This window comes from Nonomuraea angiospora, assembly GCF_014873145.1.
Lineage (GTDB): Bacteria > Actinomycetota > Actinomycetes > Streptosporangiales > Streptosporangiaceae > Nonomuraea > Nonomuraea angiospora.
Genome location: NZ_JADBEK010000001.1, coordinates 10557074 through 10570657 on the forward strand (window position 1 = coordinate 10557074; position 13584 = coordinate 10570657).

Sequence of the window (13584 nt, forward strand, 5' to 3'; positions counted from 1 at the left end):
GGCAGGGGAAGCTCAGATCAGGTACTGAGGCGGTTCGCCCGGGGCACGATCAGTTCGTCCTCAGTAACGGTGAGGGCGAATCCCGGGCCCGGTTGCCCCGAGTTCCATCCTTGTTCGACGGCTCGCCGGATGCATTCGACGACCAGGGCAGGACGGATGGCGATCGCTCGCTCTCCTAGCCAGTTGTCCGGGCGGGCGCAGGGGAGTGACACCACGAGAACGCGTCCCGGCTTCTCGGCTCGTTCGACGGCGAAGCTGAGCGGTGCCCAGGCCATGCCCTGGCAGTAGGTCGGCTTGTGGCGGACGCGCCAGCGGAAGACGGTGCCGTCGACGGTGATGAGCCGCGAGCCCCTCCTTGGTATGGCCATGGCTTCCTCCAAGCTCTGCCCTTGTTCCGTCGCTGTTCCGTGGGAGCATTGGAACCAGGGAGAAGCGACGCGAGGCGCCCGCAAGCGTAACCGCTGCTCACCGACATGATCGAGCTGTTTTCGCGAGTGACTGGATCGCGCATCGGAGAACATGCAGATCTTCGAGGGCACCAACCAGATCCAGCGCCTGGTCATCAGCAGGCACCTGGCGAAGTAGCCTGGTCGGCGTGGCCGAGGTATTCGGCGAGTTCTCCGACCGAGACACCACCGGCCAGCATGACGCTCGCGTAATACGCCGGAGCTGGTGCGGCCCCTCCTCGCGGGAGGTGGTGTAGCGCCTCCGCCGGCGTGGGTCTTTCTTCGGCGGCGGGATCGCAGGAGACCGAGCAATCGTAACTGCTCAGGTTCTTTGTGATCATGAGGTGGCGTGAGCCGGATGGGCTACCTGATCGTCATCTGCCGGTGTGCGGTGGTGCGGCGGGTAGCTGCACCGTGACGCGGAGCCCGCCGGCGGGGCGTGGGGTGAGGGCGAGGGCTCCGTCGTGTGCTTGGGCGATGCTTTTGACGATCGCCAGGCCGAGGCCGACACCTGCATGGTCGGCGTGTATGCGTTCGTTGCCGCGCTGAAACGGCTCGACAAGCGTGGAGACCAATTGTGGGGCGAGCTTCTCGCCGGTGTTCTCGACAGTGAGCACCACAGTCTCGGGGTGAACGGTGGTCGTGACCCATACGGTGCCCTGTTCAGGCAGGTTGTGGACGATCGCGTTGTGCACGAGGTTCGTAGTCATCTGCAGGAGGAGCGCGTGTGAACCGTTGGTGGGGGTGATGTCGCCGGAGGTCTCGATGGTGAGGCCGCGTTTTTCTGCGAGGGGGAGGAGCGTTTCAGCGGCTTCTTCCGCTATCAGGGACAGGTCGACGTGTTCTCGGGTGTAGGACCGTCGGTCGGCGCGGCTGAGCAGGAGCAACGCTTCTGTGAGGTCGATCGCTCGGGTGTTGACGGCGTGGAGGCGGTCGACGAGTTCGCCGGTGTCGCGGTTCGGATCGTTGCGGGCCACGTCGAGAAGTGTTTGCGTGATCGCCAGTGGGGTGCGCAGTTCGTGGGAGGAGTTGGCTGCGAATCTCTGCTGTTCGGCGACGTGTGCTTCGAGCCGTAGGAGCATGGTGTCGAAGGCGTCGGCGAGTTCGCGGAACTCGTCTTTGCGGCCCTCCAACTGGATCCGGTGGGAGAGTGACCCGTTCGCGGCCCTGCGTGTGGCGTCTGTGATGCGAGTCAGAGGGGTGAGCATGCGGCTGGCGAGAAGCCACCCTCCCGCGACACCGAACACCAGCAGGAACGCGAACACTGCGGCTGCCACCGGAGCGAAAGCGTGCAGCGGGTCGGGCCGGTTGGGAACAAGACGACTGAAGGTGAAGAGCACACCGTCGGACAAATAGCACCGAAGGAACACCAACACGGCCGCGAGTACCAAGGAACCTGCAAGCGTGACGAACCCGGCATAGCTGAGCGCGAGTTTGAGACGAACACTCAAACCAGGCGCCCTATCCACGGTTCCCTCCCTCACGTCCGGTGCCGGGTACTGTGTCGATGCGGTAGCCGACGCCGGCCACGGTGGCGATGATCCCGGGTTCGCCGAGCCGTTTGCGCAGTGCCGAGACAGTGATGCGCACGGCATTGGTGAAGGGGTCGGCGTTCTCATCCCACGCTCGCTCCAAGAGTTCTTCGGCGCTGACGACACCGCCCTCGGCAGCGACGAGGACTTCGAGCACGGCGAACTGTTTCCGGGTGAGCGCGACATAGCGGCTGTCGCGGTAGACCTCGCGGCGGAACGGATCCAGACGCAGCCCTGCGATCTCTCGCACGGGTGGTCTGTTGTGGGCGCGCCTGCGGTCGAGTGCTCGGAGACGGAGCACGAGTTCTCGGAGTTCGAAGGGCTTTGTGAGGTAGTCGTCGGCGCCGAGTTCGAACCCGGAGGCCTTGTCGTCGAGCCGGTCGGCAGCGGTGAGCATGAGGATAGGCATGCCGCTGCCGGAGGCGACGATGCGTTTGGCGATCTCGTCGCCGGAGGGGCCAGGGATGTCGCGGTCGAGGACGGCGATGTCGTAGGCGTTGATGCTCAGCAGCTCCAGAGCGGTGTCACCGTCACCGGCGATGTCGGCGGCGATCGCTGCCAGGCGTAGGCCATCGCGGATGGCTTCTGCCAGGTAGGGTTCGTCCTCGACGATCAACACGCGCATGCTCTTGATGCTAGGAGCCGGAGCATATCCTCGGCATATCAAAAACCGCATACGTGCTGACAACGCCACGCTGCCTTGACTGGCGGCATGACGACCACGACCCAGCAGGCCACTCAGGAGACCGTGGCCGCCAGCGCGCGGGACCTGACCAAGACCTACGGCCAAGGCGATGCCCAGGTGCATGCCCTGCGCGGCATCGACCTCGACCTCCCACGAGGGAGGTTCACCGCGATCATGGGGCCGAGCGGGTCGGGCAAGTCCACGCTGATGCACTGCCTGGCCGGACTCGACCAGGCCAGCGGTGGCACCGTCACCGTGGCCGGCATCGACCTCGGATCACTCGACGACGACGCGCTCACGATCTTCCGCCGCGAGCACATCGGCTTCGTGTTCCAGTCGTTCAACCTGCTGCCGATGCTCACCGCGGGCGAGAACATCGTGCTCCCGCTCGAGCTGGGCGGTCGCCGGATCGACGACGCGGCGCGCGAGCGCGCGCACCGGCTCGCCGATATCCTCGGCGTGGCTGACCGGCTCGGTCACCGGCCCGCGGAGCTGTCCGGCGGCCAGCAGCAGCGCGTCGCGATCGCCCGGGCCCTGATCACCCAGCCGGACCTGCTGTTCGCCGACGAGCCCACCGGAAACCTGGACAGCACCACGTCTGCGGAGGTGCTTGATCACCTGCGCCGGTCGACGCGCGAGCTCGGCCAGACCGTCGTGATGGTCACCCACGAGCGGGACGCGGCGAAGTACGCCGACGACGTGGTCATCATGCGGGACGGGCGGCTCGCCTGATGCGCACCGTCTTCCTCGCGTCGCTGCGCACCCACACCCGCAGGTACGTCGCAGCGGCCATCGCGGTCATCGTCTCGGTCGCCTTCGTCGTCGTGATCGGCGTGATCACGTCCGGGGCACGCGCCGGATTGATGGAGAACGCCGGGGCGCCGTTCCGCAATGCCGACCACGTGGTCGACGCCGCCCACGTGGACGACACCCTGGACACGTCAGTCGCGATCGAGATCGCCGAGCGCCTTGGCGAGAACGCATCCGGGCTCGGCCGGGTCCTGCTGCCGACGCGCACGGGCGACAGGTCGGCCTCCGAGATGACCGTGGGGCCGATCGCGCCTGCCAAGGAGATGCGCTGGCAGAAGCTCATCTCAGGCCGCTTCCCGGAACGCACGGGCGAGGCGGTGGTGCACGTGTGGGACGCCCAGGCCAGGGGAATCGCGATCGGCGACCGGATGCGGATCGGCGAGGGCGCCACCGCGACCGACCTAGTAGTGGTCGGCCTCGTGGAGTCGCCCTCTCCCACGGTCCAGGCCTCGGTGTACGTCACCTGGCCGCAGTTCCTGCACTGGCGCGACCACCCCTCCTTCCACGTGAGCAGGGTGGCGGTACGCGGGGAGGTAGGCCAGCTCCCGGAGGGCGCCGCGCTGTACTCGCCGGAGGAGTACGTCAGGGTCGGCCAGGCCAAGCTCAGCAACCACACGGACATGATCGCGTTGATGCTGCTGGTGTTCGCCGCCATCGCGGTCTTCGTCTCGGTCCTGGTCGTCGCGAACACGTTCTCCGTCATGTTCGCGCAACGCCTGCGCGACTTCGCACTGCTGCGCTGCGTCGGCGCGACCCGGCGGCAGGTGGTGGGTTCGGTACGCCGCGAGGCGGCCGCCGTCGGCGTGCTCGCGTCGCTGACCGGGACACTGGTCGGCGTCGGCCTCGGCTACGGGCTGATCGCCCTGATCAACACCCTCGCACCCACCACCCCGATGGGCGCCGCCGGACTGCCCACGCCCTGGCTGTTGGGCGGGTTCACCGTCGGCCTGGTCGTCACCATGCTCGCCTCCTTGTTGCCGACCCGGCGTGTGGTCCGGGTGAGCCCGCTGGCGGCACTGCGCCCGGATACCGCGGTCGACGGACACACGGCCACCGGCCGGGTACGGCTGGCGCTCGCTGCACTCCTCCTGGTCACCGGGCTGGCCCTGCTCGGGGCGGCGATGGTCCAGGACAGCACGGCGCTCATGCTGGCCGGCGGCGGATCGGTGTTCACCGGCGTGCTCCTGTCCGGGCCGGCGCTCGTTCCCCGCCTGGTCCGGATCACCGGCGCGCTGCTCGGCCCCGCAGGGCGGCTGGCAACCAAGAACGCCGTGCGCAACCCCCACCGGACCGCCGCCACCACCGCCTCCCTGCTGGTCTGCGTCACCCTGACGACCGCAGTGCTCACCGGATCGGCCACGACACGTACGGCCGTGGACGAGGAACGCGACAGGGATCACCCCATCGATGTCGCGCTCACCTCGCTCGAGACGCCGGTCACCACCGACCTCCTCGACCAGGTACGTCGCACTCCCGGTGTGGAGCAGGCCATACCGGTGGAGGGCGCCATGGCTCAGGTGGCGGGGCTCGACGAACCGGTCCTGGTCGTCACCGCGCCGGACGCGGAGCAGGTGGCCCGCGACGGTGGGTCGTTCGCCCGCGTGGAGCCGGGGAAGATCAGACTCGATGATGCGGCCTTTGGCAAGAACCTGAGCTGGCGGCCCGGTGACCGGGTCACGGTGCACGTCGGCGACCGGCGAGCCCAGTTGCAGGTCGTCGCCGGCACCGACTGGGGCCAGGTGGGCGTGGTCGCGCCCGGGACCCTGGCGCAGCTCACCGACTCCCCCGAACCGCACGTCATCTGGGTCCGCGCCTCCGCAGGCGCCGACCCGCTCGAGCTCGTCGGCGATCTGGCCGGGCTGGCGAATGCGGCCGGCGCGGAGATCCGCGATGACCTGCAGGCCCGGGCGACGGAGGACCAACTGCTGCGAATCCTCACCTGGTCGGTGCTCGGCCTGCTCGCAATCGCCGTGGTGATCGCCCTGATCGGGATCGCGAACACCCTGGGGCTCTCCGTCCTCGAACGCGCCCGCGAACACGCGATGCTGCGCGCGCTCGGGCTCACCCGCAGGCAGCTGCGGCGGATGCTGGCGACCGAGGCAATGCTGCTGTCGGTGGTGGCCACCCTGCTCGGCACCGTGATCGGCGTCGGGTTCGCCTGGGCCGGCTACGAGACGGTCGTGAAGTCGGCTCTCAGCGACGCCACCATGCAGGTCCCCTGGCCATCACTCGGCGTCGTTGCCCTCATCGCCGCTCTGGCCGGACTCCTCGCCGCTGTCCTCCCGGCACGCCGGGCCGCTCGGGTGACTCCGGCCGCAGGGCTGTCCCTCGACTGATACCTTCATCAATCGCTTGTGCCCGGCGATCGTTCCGGCTCTTTCGGAAGTCGGCGGGTGGGCCTTCCGGTGGGTGACGGGGCTGGGATAGCCGTCATTGCCGCCGGAAGGCCGCTTTTGTCCGGGATCGAGCCCGCGCAGCAAGCGCAGGTCTGCGCACGGGTTGCTCGGGGGTACCCGAGCGGGCCCGTGTCACGTGATCAGTGCTGCAGGGTCAGCAGTCCCGGCCGGTAGGGGAGGAGGCCGTAGTCGCCGCCGGAGCTGGGGTTGCGGCCCTGGTAGAGCAACTGCAGGTTGCAGGGGTCGACGGTCATGGTCTGATCAGGGTTGCTGCGGACCAGGTCGCCGTGGCTGATGTCGTTGGTCCAGGTGGCGCCGCTGTTGGCCTTGCCGGCGAAGGGGTTGCTCTCGGTCGCGGCCTGCGGGGTCCACGAACCGTCCAGGCTGGTGGCCGTGAACGAGCGGAAGTAGCGGCCCTGCGCGCCGATCGCCTCGACGAGCATGAGGTATCGGTTCTGGCCTTGGAGCTTGTAGACCTGAACGGCTTCAAAGAGGTTGTTCGTCGAGTCACTCATGATCACCGTGGATGTGGCGCCGAAATTGCCCGGGAAGTTCCCGATGGGCATGCTGGCGCGGTAGATCTTGCCGTTGTCCCCGGCGAAGAACAGGTACATGTTGGTGCTGTCGCCGATGAGGGTCTGGTCGATGGGGCCCGTTCCGGAGCCGGAGATGCTTCCGGAGAAGAGCGCCTGTGGCGAGGACCAGCCGTTCGGGTTGGTGGGGTCGCTGGAGGTCCGGTAGGAGAAGGCGGTCGCGCCCCACTGGTAGGCGAGCACCCAGATGTTCTTCGGGGCGAAATAGAAGAGCGTGGGCGCGACGGTGGAGGAGGACATCGTGTTCTGGCTGGCCGAGGCCATGTCGGACCAGTTGGTGAAGAGGCCGAAGTTCATCGAGCCCCACGCCGTTCCCGTGTCGTGCGTCGTGCCGTAGACGAGGTGCCTGCCGTTGTAGACGACGGTGCTGAAGTCCTTGAGCGAGACCCACCCGGACTTCGGGTTCGCCAGCGGGCCGGTCGAGGTCCAGCGGTACGTCGACGGAAGGGCGCACGTGCCGGTCGGTGTGGGGGTGGGGGTGGGAGTTGGGGTCGGTGTGGGGGTGCCGGGGTTACCGCAGGTCACGCCGTTCAGGGCGAACGAGGTGGGCACCGGGTTGCTGCCGCTCCACGAGCCGTTGAACCCGAAGCCGGCGCTGCCGCCGGAGGGGATGGAGGCGTTGTAGGAGACGTTGGTGGCGGTCACCGACGAGCCGGACTGGGTCTGGGTGGCGTTCCAGATCTGGGTGATCTGCTGGCCGGCGCCGAAGGACCAGGTCAGCCGCCAGCCGTTGACCGCGTCACCGAGGTTGTTGATGGTGACGGTGGCGTTGAAGCCGCCTGCCCAGCTCGAACTGATGGCGTAGTCGACCCGGCAGGCGACGGCGGCCTGGGCGGGCTGGATGGTGAGCAGGCCTGCTCCGGCGAGCAGGGCTGCGATGGCGCCGATCACCAGGCCGCGGCGTGGGGCCCGCCGGGTCGGCGCCGCGGTCGTGACGGCGGAGGGGCGCGGTGACCGCGCTCGCCAGGGCAGACGCATCTGTCTTCTCCTCATCATGTCCAACCGCCGTCAGGGGTTGGTGCAGGTGGCGGTCGGGGTGGCCGCGGTGCCGTTCGCGGTGAACCCGAAGGTCGTGGAGCCGCCGGCGGCGATGGAGCCGTTGTAGGCGGCGTTGCGTACGGTGACGCTGGAGCCGGACACACTCTGCTGGCCGTTCCACAGGCTGCTGATGCTCTGGTCGCCGGGCCAGGTCCACCGCACGGTCCATCCGCTGATCGCCGCGTTGCCCGCCCGGACGGTCACCGTCGACTGGAAGCCGCCCTGCCAGCTGTTGGTCGTCGCGATCGTCGCCTCGCATCCGTCCGGGACCGGCGTCGGGGTGGGTGTGGGCGTCGGGGTCGGCGTGGGGGTGGGGGTGGGGGTGGGGCCGGGGTTGGCGGCGTTCAGGGCGTTGAGGACGGCGTCGTAGGCGGGCTTCTTGTTGCCGCCGCTGAACAGCAGCGGGGTGTCGCCCGAGCGCCAGGAGTCCTGGTCGCGTACGCCCCACACCGTGATGCCGGCGCAACGGGCCACCGCCAGGCAGTCGTTGGTCACGGCGGCGTAGGTCTGCGGAGAGGCGCCCTGGATGTCCAGTTCGGTGATCTGCACGTCCACCCCGAGGGCGGCGAAGCTGGAGATGGTGGTGCGGTAGTTGCTGTTGTACGGGCTGCCGCTGTTGAAGTGCGACTGCAGGCCGACGCAGTCGATCGGCACGCCGCGCTGCTTGAAGTCGCGGACCATGTTGTAGACGCCCTGCGTCTTGGCCCAGGTCCAGTTGTCGATGTTGTAGTCGTTGTAGCAGAGCTTGGCGGCCGGGTCGGCGGCGCGCGCGGTGCGGAAGGCGACCTCGATCCAGTCGTTGCCGGTCCGCTGCAGGTTGGAGTCGCGCCGGCCGCCGGAGTTGCCGTCGGCGAAGGCCTCGTTGACCACGTCCCAGGCGTAGATCTTGCCCTTGTAGTGGGCCATGACGCCGTTGATGTGGTCGATCATGGCCTGGCGCAGGGTGCTGCCGGACAGGGACTGCATCCAGCCGGGCTGCTGGCCGTGCCAGGCCAGGGTGTGGCCGCGTACCCGCTTGCCGTTCTGCACGGCCCAGTTGTAGACGCGGTCGCCGTTGGTGAAGTTGAACTGGCCCCGGTTCGGCTCGGTGGCGTCGATCTTCATCTCGTTCTCGGCCGTCACCATGTTGAACTCGCGGCCGGCGATCGTGGTGTACTGCGAGTCGCCGAGCCTGCCCGCGCTGATGGCGGTGCCGAAGTACCGCCCGCTCTGCGCGGCGGCCGCGCCGAGCGTGCTCGCCGCGGCACCGGCCGGCGTGGTCGGTACCGTCACCGCGGTGACCACGCCGATGACGCCGACGGCGGCGGCGATCAGAACCCGCGAGCGCCTGAGAGGCCGCGGCGGAAGGATGGCTTTGTCGCCCATGGCTGAGTGCTCCAGACTGAATCACGGAAAAGCGGGACACGCGGGGTCACCCCACGCGATCGACGCCGCGTCCCGTGATCGGGAACGCACACCACCAGGGCATCGTGAACGGCGTTCCTCACCGCGCACCACCACATGGCAGGAGGAAGCCTTCTCAGGGACACAGTCTGGAAACCGTGCCGAAAGTTGTCAAGCTTTGGCGAAAGTTTCAGAGAGACGCTCTCGCCGTCGCGGGGGGCGACCCCCGATAACGCCTGATGAGCGCGCACGCCCCTCTATCGCCCCTCTATCGGCGCGAGGTGCCGTCCTTGACGTCGCCTCGCCGTCTCGTATTGGCTCGACCTGCCACCACGGCCATCTGACAGAGAAGGAAACGCGACAGGGAAGAGGATGTGTGAGCGCTAACAGCCGACCGGGGGCCACCACCCGGCGGCCATGGCGCGGGGCGGTCCGGCGGACAGACACCACGTCCCTGGAGCCGCCCTTTCGGAGGTTCACCGAGGAGGAGGTTCACTGAGGAGGAGGATCGCCGAGGAGGAGGTTCACGGCGGCGAAGCCGCCGGCGACGGCCTGCGGTGGTGGCGGGCTGCGGCGGTGGTGCCCCGGCTCAGGGATGGGGACTGCAGGAACGGTCGTCACCGAGCCTTGTCATCGGCCGTCACCTAGCCAGGTGACCCCCTGTCAAGATCCTGAACCGCCGAACGATGCCCCCCAGCGTCGGCCAATCTCTCCCTTAACAGGATGCTCTTGCTGGGTGACCGTGAGCGCGTAAAGATCCCCATGCAAGGAGGTCGCCATGATCCGCGCACTCAACAAGCTGGGAGACCGACTCCTCGACAAGTTCCTGCCGTCGGCGAACGCCTCGGCCGCGTGCTGGACCGACTGGTGCTGCCAGGGCAAGTTCTGCCGGACCTGCTGCTACCACGACTCCACCGGCACGACCAACTGCGGCAGCTTCGACTACTGCTGACGCGCCCTCCGACAGCCCCCAGGACAGTGCGGGCCGGCTCGGTGCCGGCCGGCGCCGTCCTGGCGGGTTCTCTGTGCTTCGCCGCCCACCCCCTGAGGAGCTCGCATGCCGTATCTCGTCGCCGCCGTCGTCGTCGTCGGATTGCTGTGCCTGGTGGACCTGGTGCTGACCCTGGCGGTGATCCGCCGGCTGCGCGTGCACACGCTGCGGCTGGCCGAACTGGCGCCGGCGGGCGCCCCGATGGTGCAGCCGGGAACGACGCTCGGCGAGTTCAGCGCGACCGCCCTCAGCGGGGAGACCGTGTCGCGCGCGTTCTTCTCCGGGCCCTCCGTGGTGGCGGTGTTCTCCACCGAATGCGCGTCCTGCCACGAGCGGCTGCCGGAGTTCGCGTCCTACCTGGCCGACACCCGCCCACAACGCGTGCTGGCCGTGGTCGCGGGCGACCCCGACGCGGCCCGGTCGTTCACCGGCGAGCTGACCTCGGCCACCGTCGTGGTCGAGCCGATGGGCGGCCCGGTGGGCAGGGCCTTGCGGGTCTCCCGGTTCCCCAGCTTCTACCTGGTGGACGGTGACGGGGTGGTCGTCGCGGCCGACACCGCCCCGGGCAGGCTGCCGGCGGCCACGCGCCGATGACCTCTAGCGGCGCCACGCCGCGGCGGCGCTTCCGCGCGGCCGCGGCGTCGGCCTGGCGGGCGCACCCGGCCGCCGTCCTGGCATCCGGGATCACGGTGCTGCTCATGGGCCTGGTCCCGGTGGTCACGGCGTGGCTGACCAAGCTCGTGCTCGACGGGCTGGCGGCCGGGGCGGGCCTCGCCGAGCTGCTTCCGTACGGCGTGGCTCTCGGCGTGACCGGCCTGGCGGGCGCGGCCCTGCCCGCGGTCGCCGAGTACGCCCAGGAGCAGCTGCGCCGCGCGCTCCAGGTGCTGATCCAGGACCGGCTCTTCCAGGCCGTCAACGCCCACCCGGGGCTGAGCCGGTTCGAGAACCCGGCCTTCCACGACCGGGTGCGGCTGGCGCAGGAGGCCGGCCAGAACGCGCCGCAGCGGATCGTCCGCTCCGGCCTGGGGATCGCCCAGGGGGCCGTCACCCTCGCCGGGTTCACCGCGGCGCTGGCGGTGCTGGCGCCGGGGATGATCCTCGTCGTGGCGCTCTCCGCGGTCCCCTCGGTCCGCGCCCAGCTCGACCTGTCCCGGCGCCGCGCCGGCATGATGTGGGGCGTCAGCTCGAGGAGCCGTCGGCAGATCTTCTTCGCCGGCCTGCTCACCAGCCCCGACGCGGCCAAGGAGATCCGGCTGTTCGGCCTCGGCGACTTCCTGCGCGCCAGGATGCTGGGCGAGCTGCGCGCGGTCAACGCCGCCGAGCAGGGGCTCGCCCGCAGGACCCTGCGTACCCAGGGGTCGTTGTCGCTGCTCGGGGCGGCCGTCGCCGCGCTCGGCCTGCTGTGGGCGATCAGCGGCGCCGCGTCGGGCACGCTGAGCGTCGGCGACGTCGCCGTGTTCGTCGCGGCCGTCGCCGGGGTGCAGTCCGCGCTCGCGTCGGTCGTCGGCCAGTCCGCCGACGCGCACAACGCGCTGCTGATGTTCGGGCACTACCTCGACGTCGTGGCCGACGCGCCGGACCTGCCCGTCCCGCGGCGGCCGCGCCCCGTCCCCGCGCTGCGCGAGGGCATCGAGGTGCGCGACGTGTGGTTCCGGTACGACGACGCGCATCCGTGGGTGCTGCGCGGAATCGACCTCTTCATCCCGCGCGGCGGCTCCCTCGCCCTGGTCGGGCTGAACGGCGTGGGCAAGAGCACCCTGGTCAAGCTCATCTGCCGGCTGTACGACCCGGTACGCGGCTCCATCCACTGGGACGGCGTCGACCTGCGGGACCTGGACCCCGCCGAACTGCGCGGCCGCATCGGCGCGGTGTTCCAGGACTACATGTCGTACGACCTGACCGCGGCCGAGAACATCGGGCTCGGCGACGTCGCGGCGCTCGACGACCGGGACCGGGTCGAGGAAGCCGCCAGGCTGGCCGGTGTCCACGAGACGGTCGCCGGGCTGCCGCGGGGCTACGAGACGCTGCTGAGCCGGATCTTCTTCGGCGACCGGGACGACCCGCAGGCCGGAGTGGTGCTGTCCGGCGGGCAGTGGCAGCGCCTCGCGCTGGCCCGTGCCCTGATGCGCAAGGGGCGGGACCTGCTCGTGCTCGACGAGCCGAGCTCCGGCCTGGACGCGCAGGCCGAGCACGCCATCCACCAGAGCCTGCGCCGCCACCGCGCCGGGCGGACCAGCCTGCTGATCTCGCACCGGCTCGGCGCGGTGCGGGAGGCGGACGTGATCGTCGTGCTCGCCGAGGGGCGGATCGCCGAGCGGGGCTCGCACGCGGAGCTGATGGCGCTGGGAGGTGAGTACGCGGGGCTGTTCACCCTCCAGGCCCAGGGCTACGAGCCGGCGGATTCGGGGGAGGTGTCGAGCCGGCGGACGACGACGCCGAGCACGCGGTCGAAGGGCACGTAACCCCATGCCCGCGAGTCCTCGCTGACCGGCCCGTCACCGAGGACGACCAGCCGGCCCGCCGGGACCGGGTCGCCCGGCGACGCCTCCACCCGAGCCGCGACCTGGCCGGGCACCGGATCGCCCGGCACGGCCACCGCCCGCTTGATGAACCACCTGGCCGCCCCCGGCCGGGGCAGCGGCCCCGTACGCCACTTCCCTCCGGGCAGCGCGGTCTGCAGCACCACGACCTGGCCGCGCCTGACACCCGCCCCCGTGGTCCTGCGGACGAGCACCCGGTCGCCCGTCCGGTAGGTCGGCAGCATGCTCGCCCCGCTGATCCGGACGACGACGAACCGCCTCCGGGCGACGACCAGCCCGGCGGCCAGGGCCGCGATCGGGGCCAGCAGGATCATGACGCGCCGCACGGCGCCCTCCAAAGTCGATCACCACCAGTGGACTGCCGACACTAACGCCCGATCTCCTCCTCCGGGGAAGGGGAGGGGGCTCGACGCAGCCGTACCGCGAGCACGATCAGGACGACGGGCAGGAGCGTGTAGAGCGCCCACGCGAGCGTGACCGGATCGGCCGCCGCCCCCTCCTCCGAGGACTGCGCGCACCCGAGCACCGGCATCCAGTTCATCGCCAGGTCCCTGAGCACCATGGGCGCCACCGTCAGCCAGCCGACGAGCCGGCCCAGCGGCCGGCGGCCGGTGCGGGCCAGCAGTGCCCACAGCCCGAAGCCCACCGCGACCACGATCGGCTGCGGGATCAGGACCAGGACGGCCGTCGCGAACATGATCTCCTCCGTGCCGCCGAAACAGTCGCCGTTCATGATCATGATCGAGTACTCCCTCGTCTCGCCGGCCAGGGGCGCCAGGAGCATCGCCAGAGGAATGCTCACCAGCACCAGCGCGACGCCCCACATGACCAGCGGCCATCGCAGGCGCGGCGGAGGCATGCCCTCCCCACGGACGGCCTGACCGAGCGTCAGGAGCAGCGCCGCCGTGGCGAGGCAGGCGAGGGCGATCAGCAGCAGGTCGTCGGTGTCCCAGGGCAGGATTCGCAGATCCCCGAAGTCGATCGGTCCGCCGCCGGCGCTCCGGCCCGCGACATAACGCACGACCTCCTCCTGGCTGGGCTTGTCGAGCCCGCTGATCGGCGTCGCGGCGGCGGCCACGGCGAGCAGGGCCAGCAGCGCGGCGCCCAGCCGTGGCGCCCAGCGCCGGTGGCGCAGCACCACGACGGGCACGACCAGGAGGGCGGCGACGG

12 protein-coding genes are annotated in these 13584 nt (G+C 70.0%); 5 read left to right on the plus strand and 7 right to left on the minus strand.

The window, feature by feature from the left end:
* Positions 1-17: 17 nt before the first annotated feature.
* From H4W80_RS48680 to H4W80_RS48690, 3 genes are all read right to left on the minus strand, one after another.
* A complete protein-coding gene (locus H4W80_RS48680) occupies positions 18-563 on the minus strand; it encodes a hypothetical protein (RefSeq protein WP_192791276.1) in 546 nt (181 codons plus the stop codon).
* 257 nt (positions 564-820) lie between these two features.
* Complete coding sequence (locus H4W80_RS48685; protein WP_225964081.1) at positions 821-1897, minus strand: sensor histidine kinase; 1077 nt, start codon at positions 1895-1897, stop codon at positions 821-823.
* Between the two features lie 10 nt (positions 1898-1907).
* Positions 1908-2603 carry a response regulator transcription factor gene (locus H4W80_RS48690; RefSeq protein WP_192791278.1) on the minus strand — a complete coding sequence of 232 codons (696 nt, stop codon included), beginning with the start codon at positions 2601-2603 and terminating at the stop codon, positions 1908-1910.
* A gap of 87 nt (positions 2604-2690) precedes the next feature.
* Here H4W80_RS48690 and H4W80_RS48695 point away from each other — a divergent pair, with 87 nt between their 5' ends.
* Both H4W80_RS48695 and H4W80_RS48700 read left to right on the plus strand, forming a co-directional pair.
* On the plus strand, positions 2691-3395 hold the full coding sequence (locus tag H4W80_RS48695) for an ABC transporter ATP-binding protein (RefSeq protein WP_192791279.1): 705 nt from the start codon (positions 2691-2693) through the stop codon (positions 3393-3395).
* The gene (locus H4W80_RS48700) at positions 3395-5809 is read left to right on the plus strand and encodes an ABC transporter permease (RefSeq protein ID WP_192791280.1); all 2415 of its coding nucleotides are present in this window, start codon (positions 3395-3397) and stop codon (positions 5807-5809) included. The genes H4W80_RS48695 and H4W80_RS48700 overlap by 1 nt, the downstream gene beginning before the upstream one ends.
* A 200-nt stretch (positions 5810-6009) precedes the next feature.
* Here H4W80_RS48700 and H4W80_RS48705 read toward each other — a convergent pair whose 3' ends face one another.
* Positions 6010-7440 carry a non-reducing end alpha-L-arabinofuranosidase family hydrolase gene (locus H4W80_RS48705; RefSeq protein WP_192791281.1) on the minus strand — a complete coding sequence of 477 codons (1431 nt, stop codon included), beginning with the start codon at positions 7438-7440 and terminating at the stop codon, positions 6010-6012.
* Between the two features lie 30 nt (positions 7441-7470).
* The gene (locus H4W80_RS48710; RefSeq protein WP_192791282.1) at positions 7471-8865 is read right to left on the minus strand and encodes a glycoside hydrolase family 10 protein; all 1395 of its coding nucleotides are present in this window, start codon (positions 8863-8865) and stop codon (positions 7471-7473) included.
* Between the two features lie 796 nt (positions 8866-9661).
* Here H4W80_RS48710 and H4W80_RS48715 point away from each other — a divergent pair.
* From H4W80_RS48715 to H4W80_RS48725, 3 genes are all read left to right on the plus strand, one after another.
* Positions 9662-9835, plus strand: a complete 174-nt coding sequence (locus H4W80_RS48715) for a hypothetical protein (protein WP_185072132.1) — start codon at positions 9662-9664, stop codon at positions 9833-9835.
* Between the two features lie 105 nt (positions 9836-9940).
* Positions 9941-10468: a TlpA family protein disulfide reductase gene (locus H4W80_RS48720; protein ID WP_192791283.1), complete on the plus strand. Its 528-nt coding sequence runs from the start codon at positions 9941-9943 to the stop codon at positions 10466-10468.
* Positions 10465-12336 carry an ABC transporter ATP-binding protein gene (locus tag H4W80_RS48725; RefSeq protein ID WP_192791284.1) on the plus strand — a complete coding sequence of 624 codons (1872 nt, stop codon included), beginning with the start codon at positions 10465-10467 and terminating at the stop codon, positions 12334-12336. Before H4W80_RS48720 ends, H4W80_RS48725 begins: the two co-directional genes overlap by 4 nt.
* Here H4W80_RS48725 and H4W80_RS48730 read toward each other — a convergent pair.
* Together H4W80_RS48730 and H4W80_RS48735 are read right to left on the minus strand one after the other, a co-directional pair.
* Positions 12261-12740 carry a S26 family signal peptidase gene (locus H4W80_RS48730; protein WP_318787405.1) on the minus strand — a complete coding sequence of 160 codons (480 nt, stop codon included), beginning with the start codon at positions 12738-12740 and terminating at the stop codon, positions 12261-12263. The genes H4W80_RS48725 and H4W80_RS48730 overlap by 76 nt on opposite strands.
* Positions 12741-12781: 41 nt before the next feature.
* Positions 12782-13564, minus strand: coding sequence for a hypothetical protein (locus tag H4W80_RS48735; protein WP_192791285.1), 783 nt, complete (start codon positions 13562-13564; stop codon positions 12782-12784).
* Between the last annotated feature and the right edge of the window lie 20 nt (positions 13565-13584).

Bases quoted from the DNA above. Each gene is read 5' to 3' on its own strand.
- H4W80_RS48690 (WP_192791278.1), bottom strand. From the start codon at position 2,603: ATGCGCGTGTTGATCGTCGAGGACGAACCCTACCTGGCAGAAGCCATC.
- H4W80_RS48725 (WP_192791284.1), top strand. From the start codon at position 10,465: ATGACCTCTAGCGGCGCCACGCCGCGGCGGCGCTTCCGCGCGGCCGCG.
- H4W80_RS48705 (WP_192791281.1), bottom strand. From the start codon at position 7,440: ATGCGTCTGCCCTGGCGAGCGCGGTCACCGCGCCCCTCCGCCGTCACG.
- H4W80_RS48695 (WP_192791279.1), top strand. From the start codon at position 2,691: ATGACGACCACGACCCAGCAGGCCACTCAGGAGACCGTGGCCGCCAGC.
- H4W80_RS48710 (WP_192791282.1), bottom strand. From the start codon at position 8,865: ATGGGCGACAAAGCCATCCTTCCGCCGCGGCCTCTCAGGCGCTCGCGG.
- H4W80_RS48700 (WP_192791280.1), top strand. From the start codon at position 3,395: ATGCGCACCGTCTTCCTCGCGTCGCTGCGCACCCACACCCGCAGGTAC.
- H4W80_RS48680 (WP_192791276.1), bottom strand. From the start codon at position 563: ATGACCAGGCGCTGGATCTGGTTGGTGCCCTCGAAGATCTGCATGTTC.
- H4W80_RS48715 (WP_185072132.1), top strand. From the start codon at position 9,662: ATGATCCGCGCACTCAACAAGCTGGGAGACCGACTCCTCGACAAGTTC.
- H4W80_RS48720 (WP_192791283.1), top strand. From the start codon at position 9,941: ATGCCGTATCTCGTCGCCGCCGTCGTCGTCGTCGGATTGCTGTGCCTG.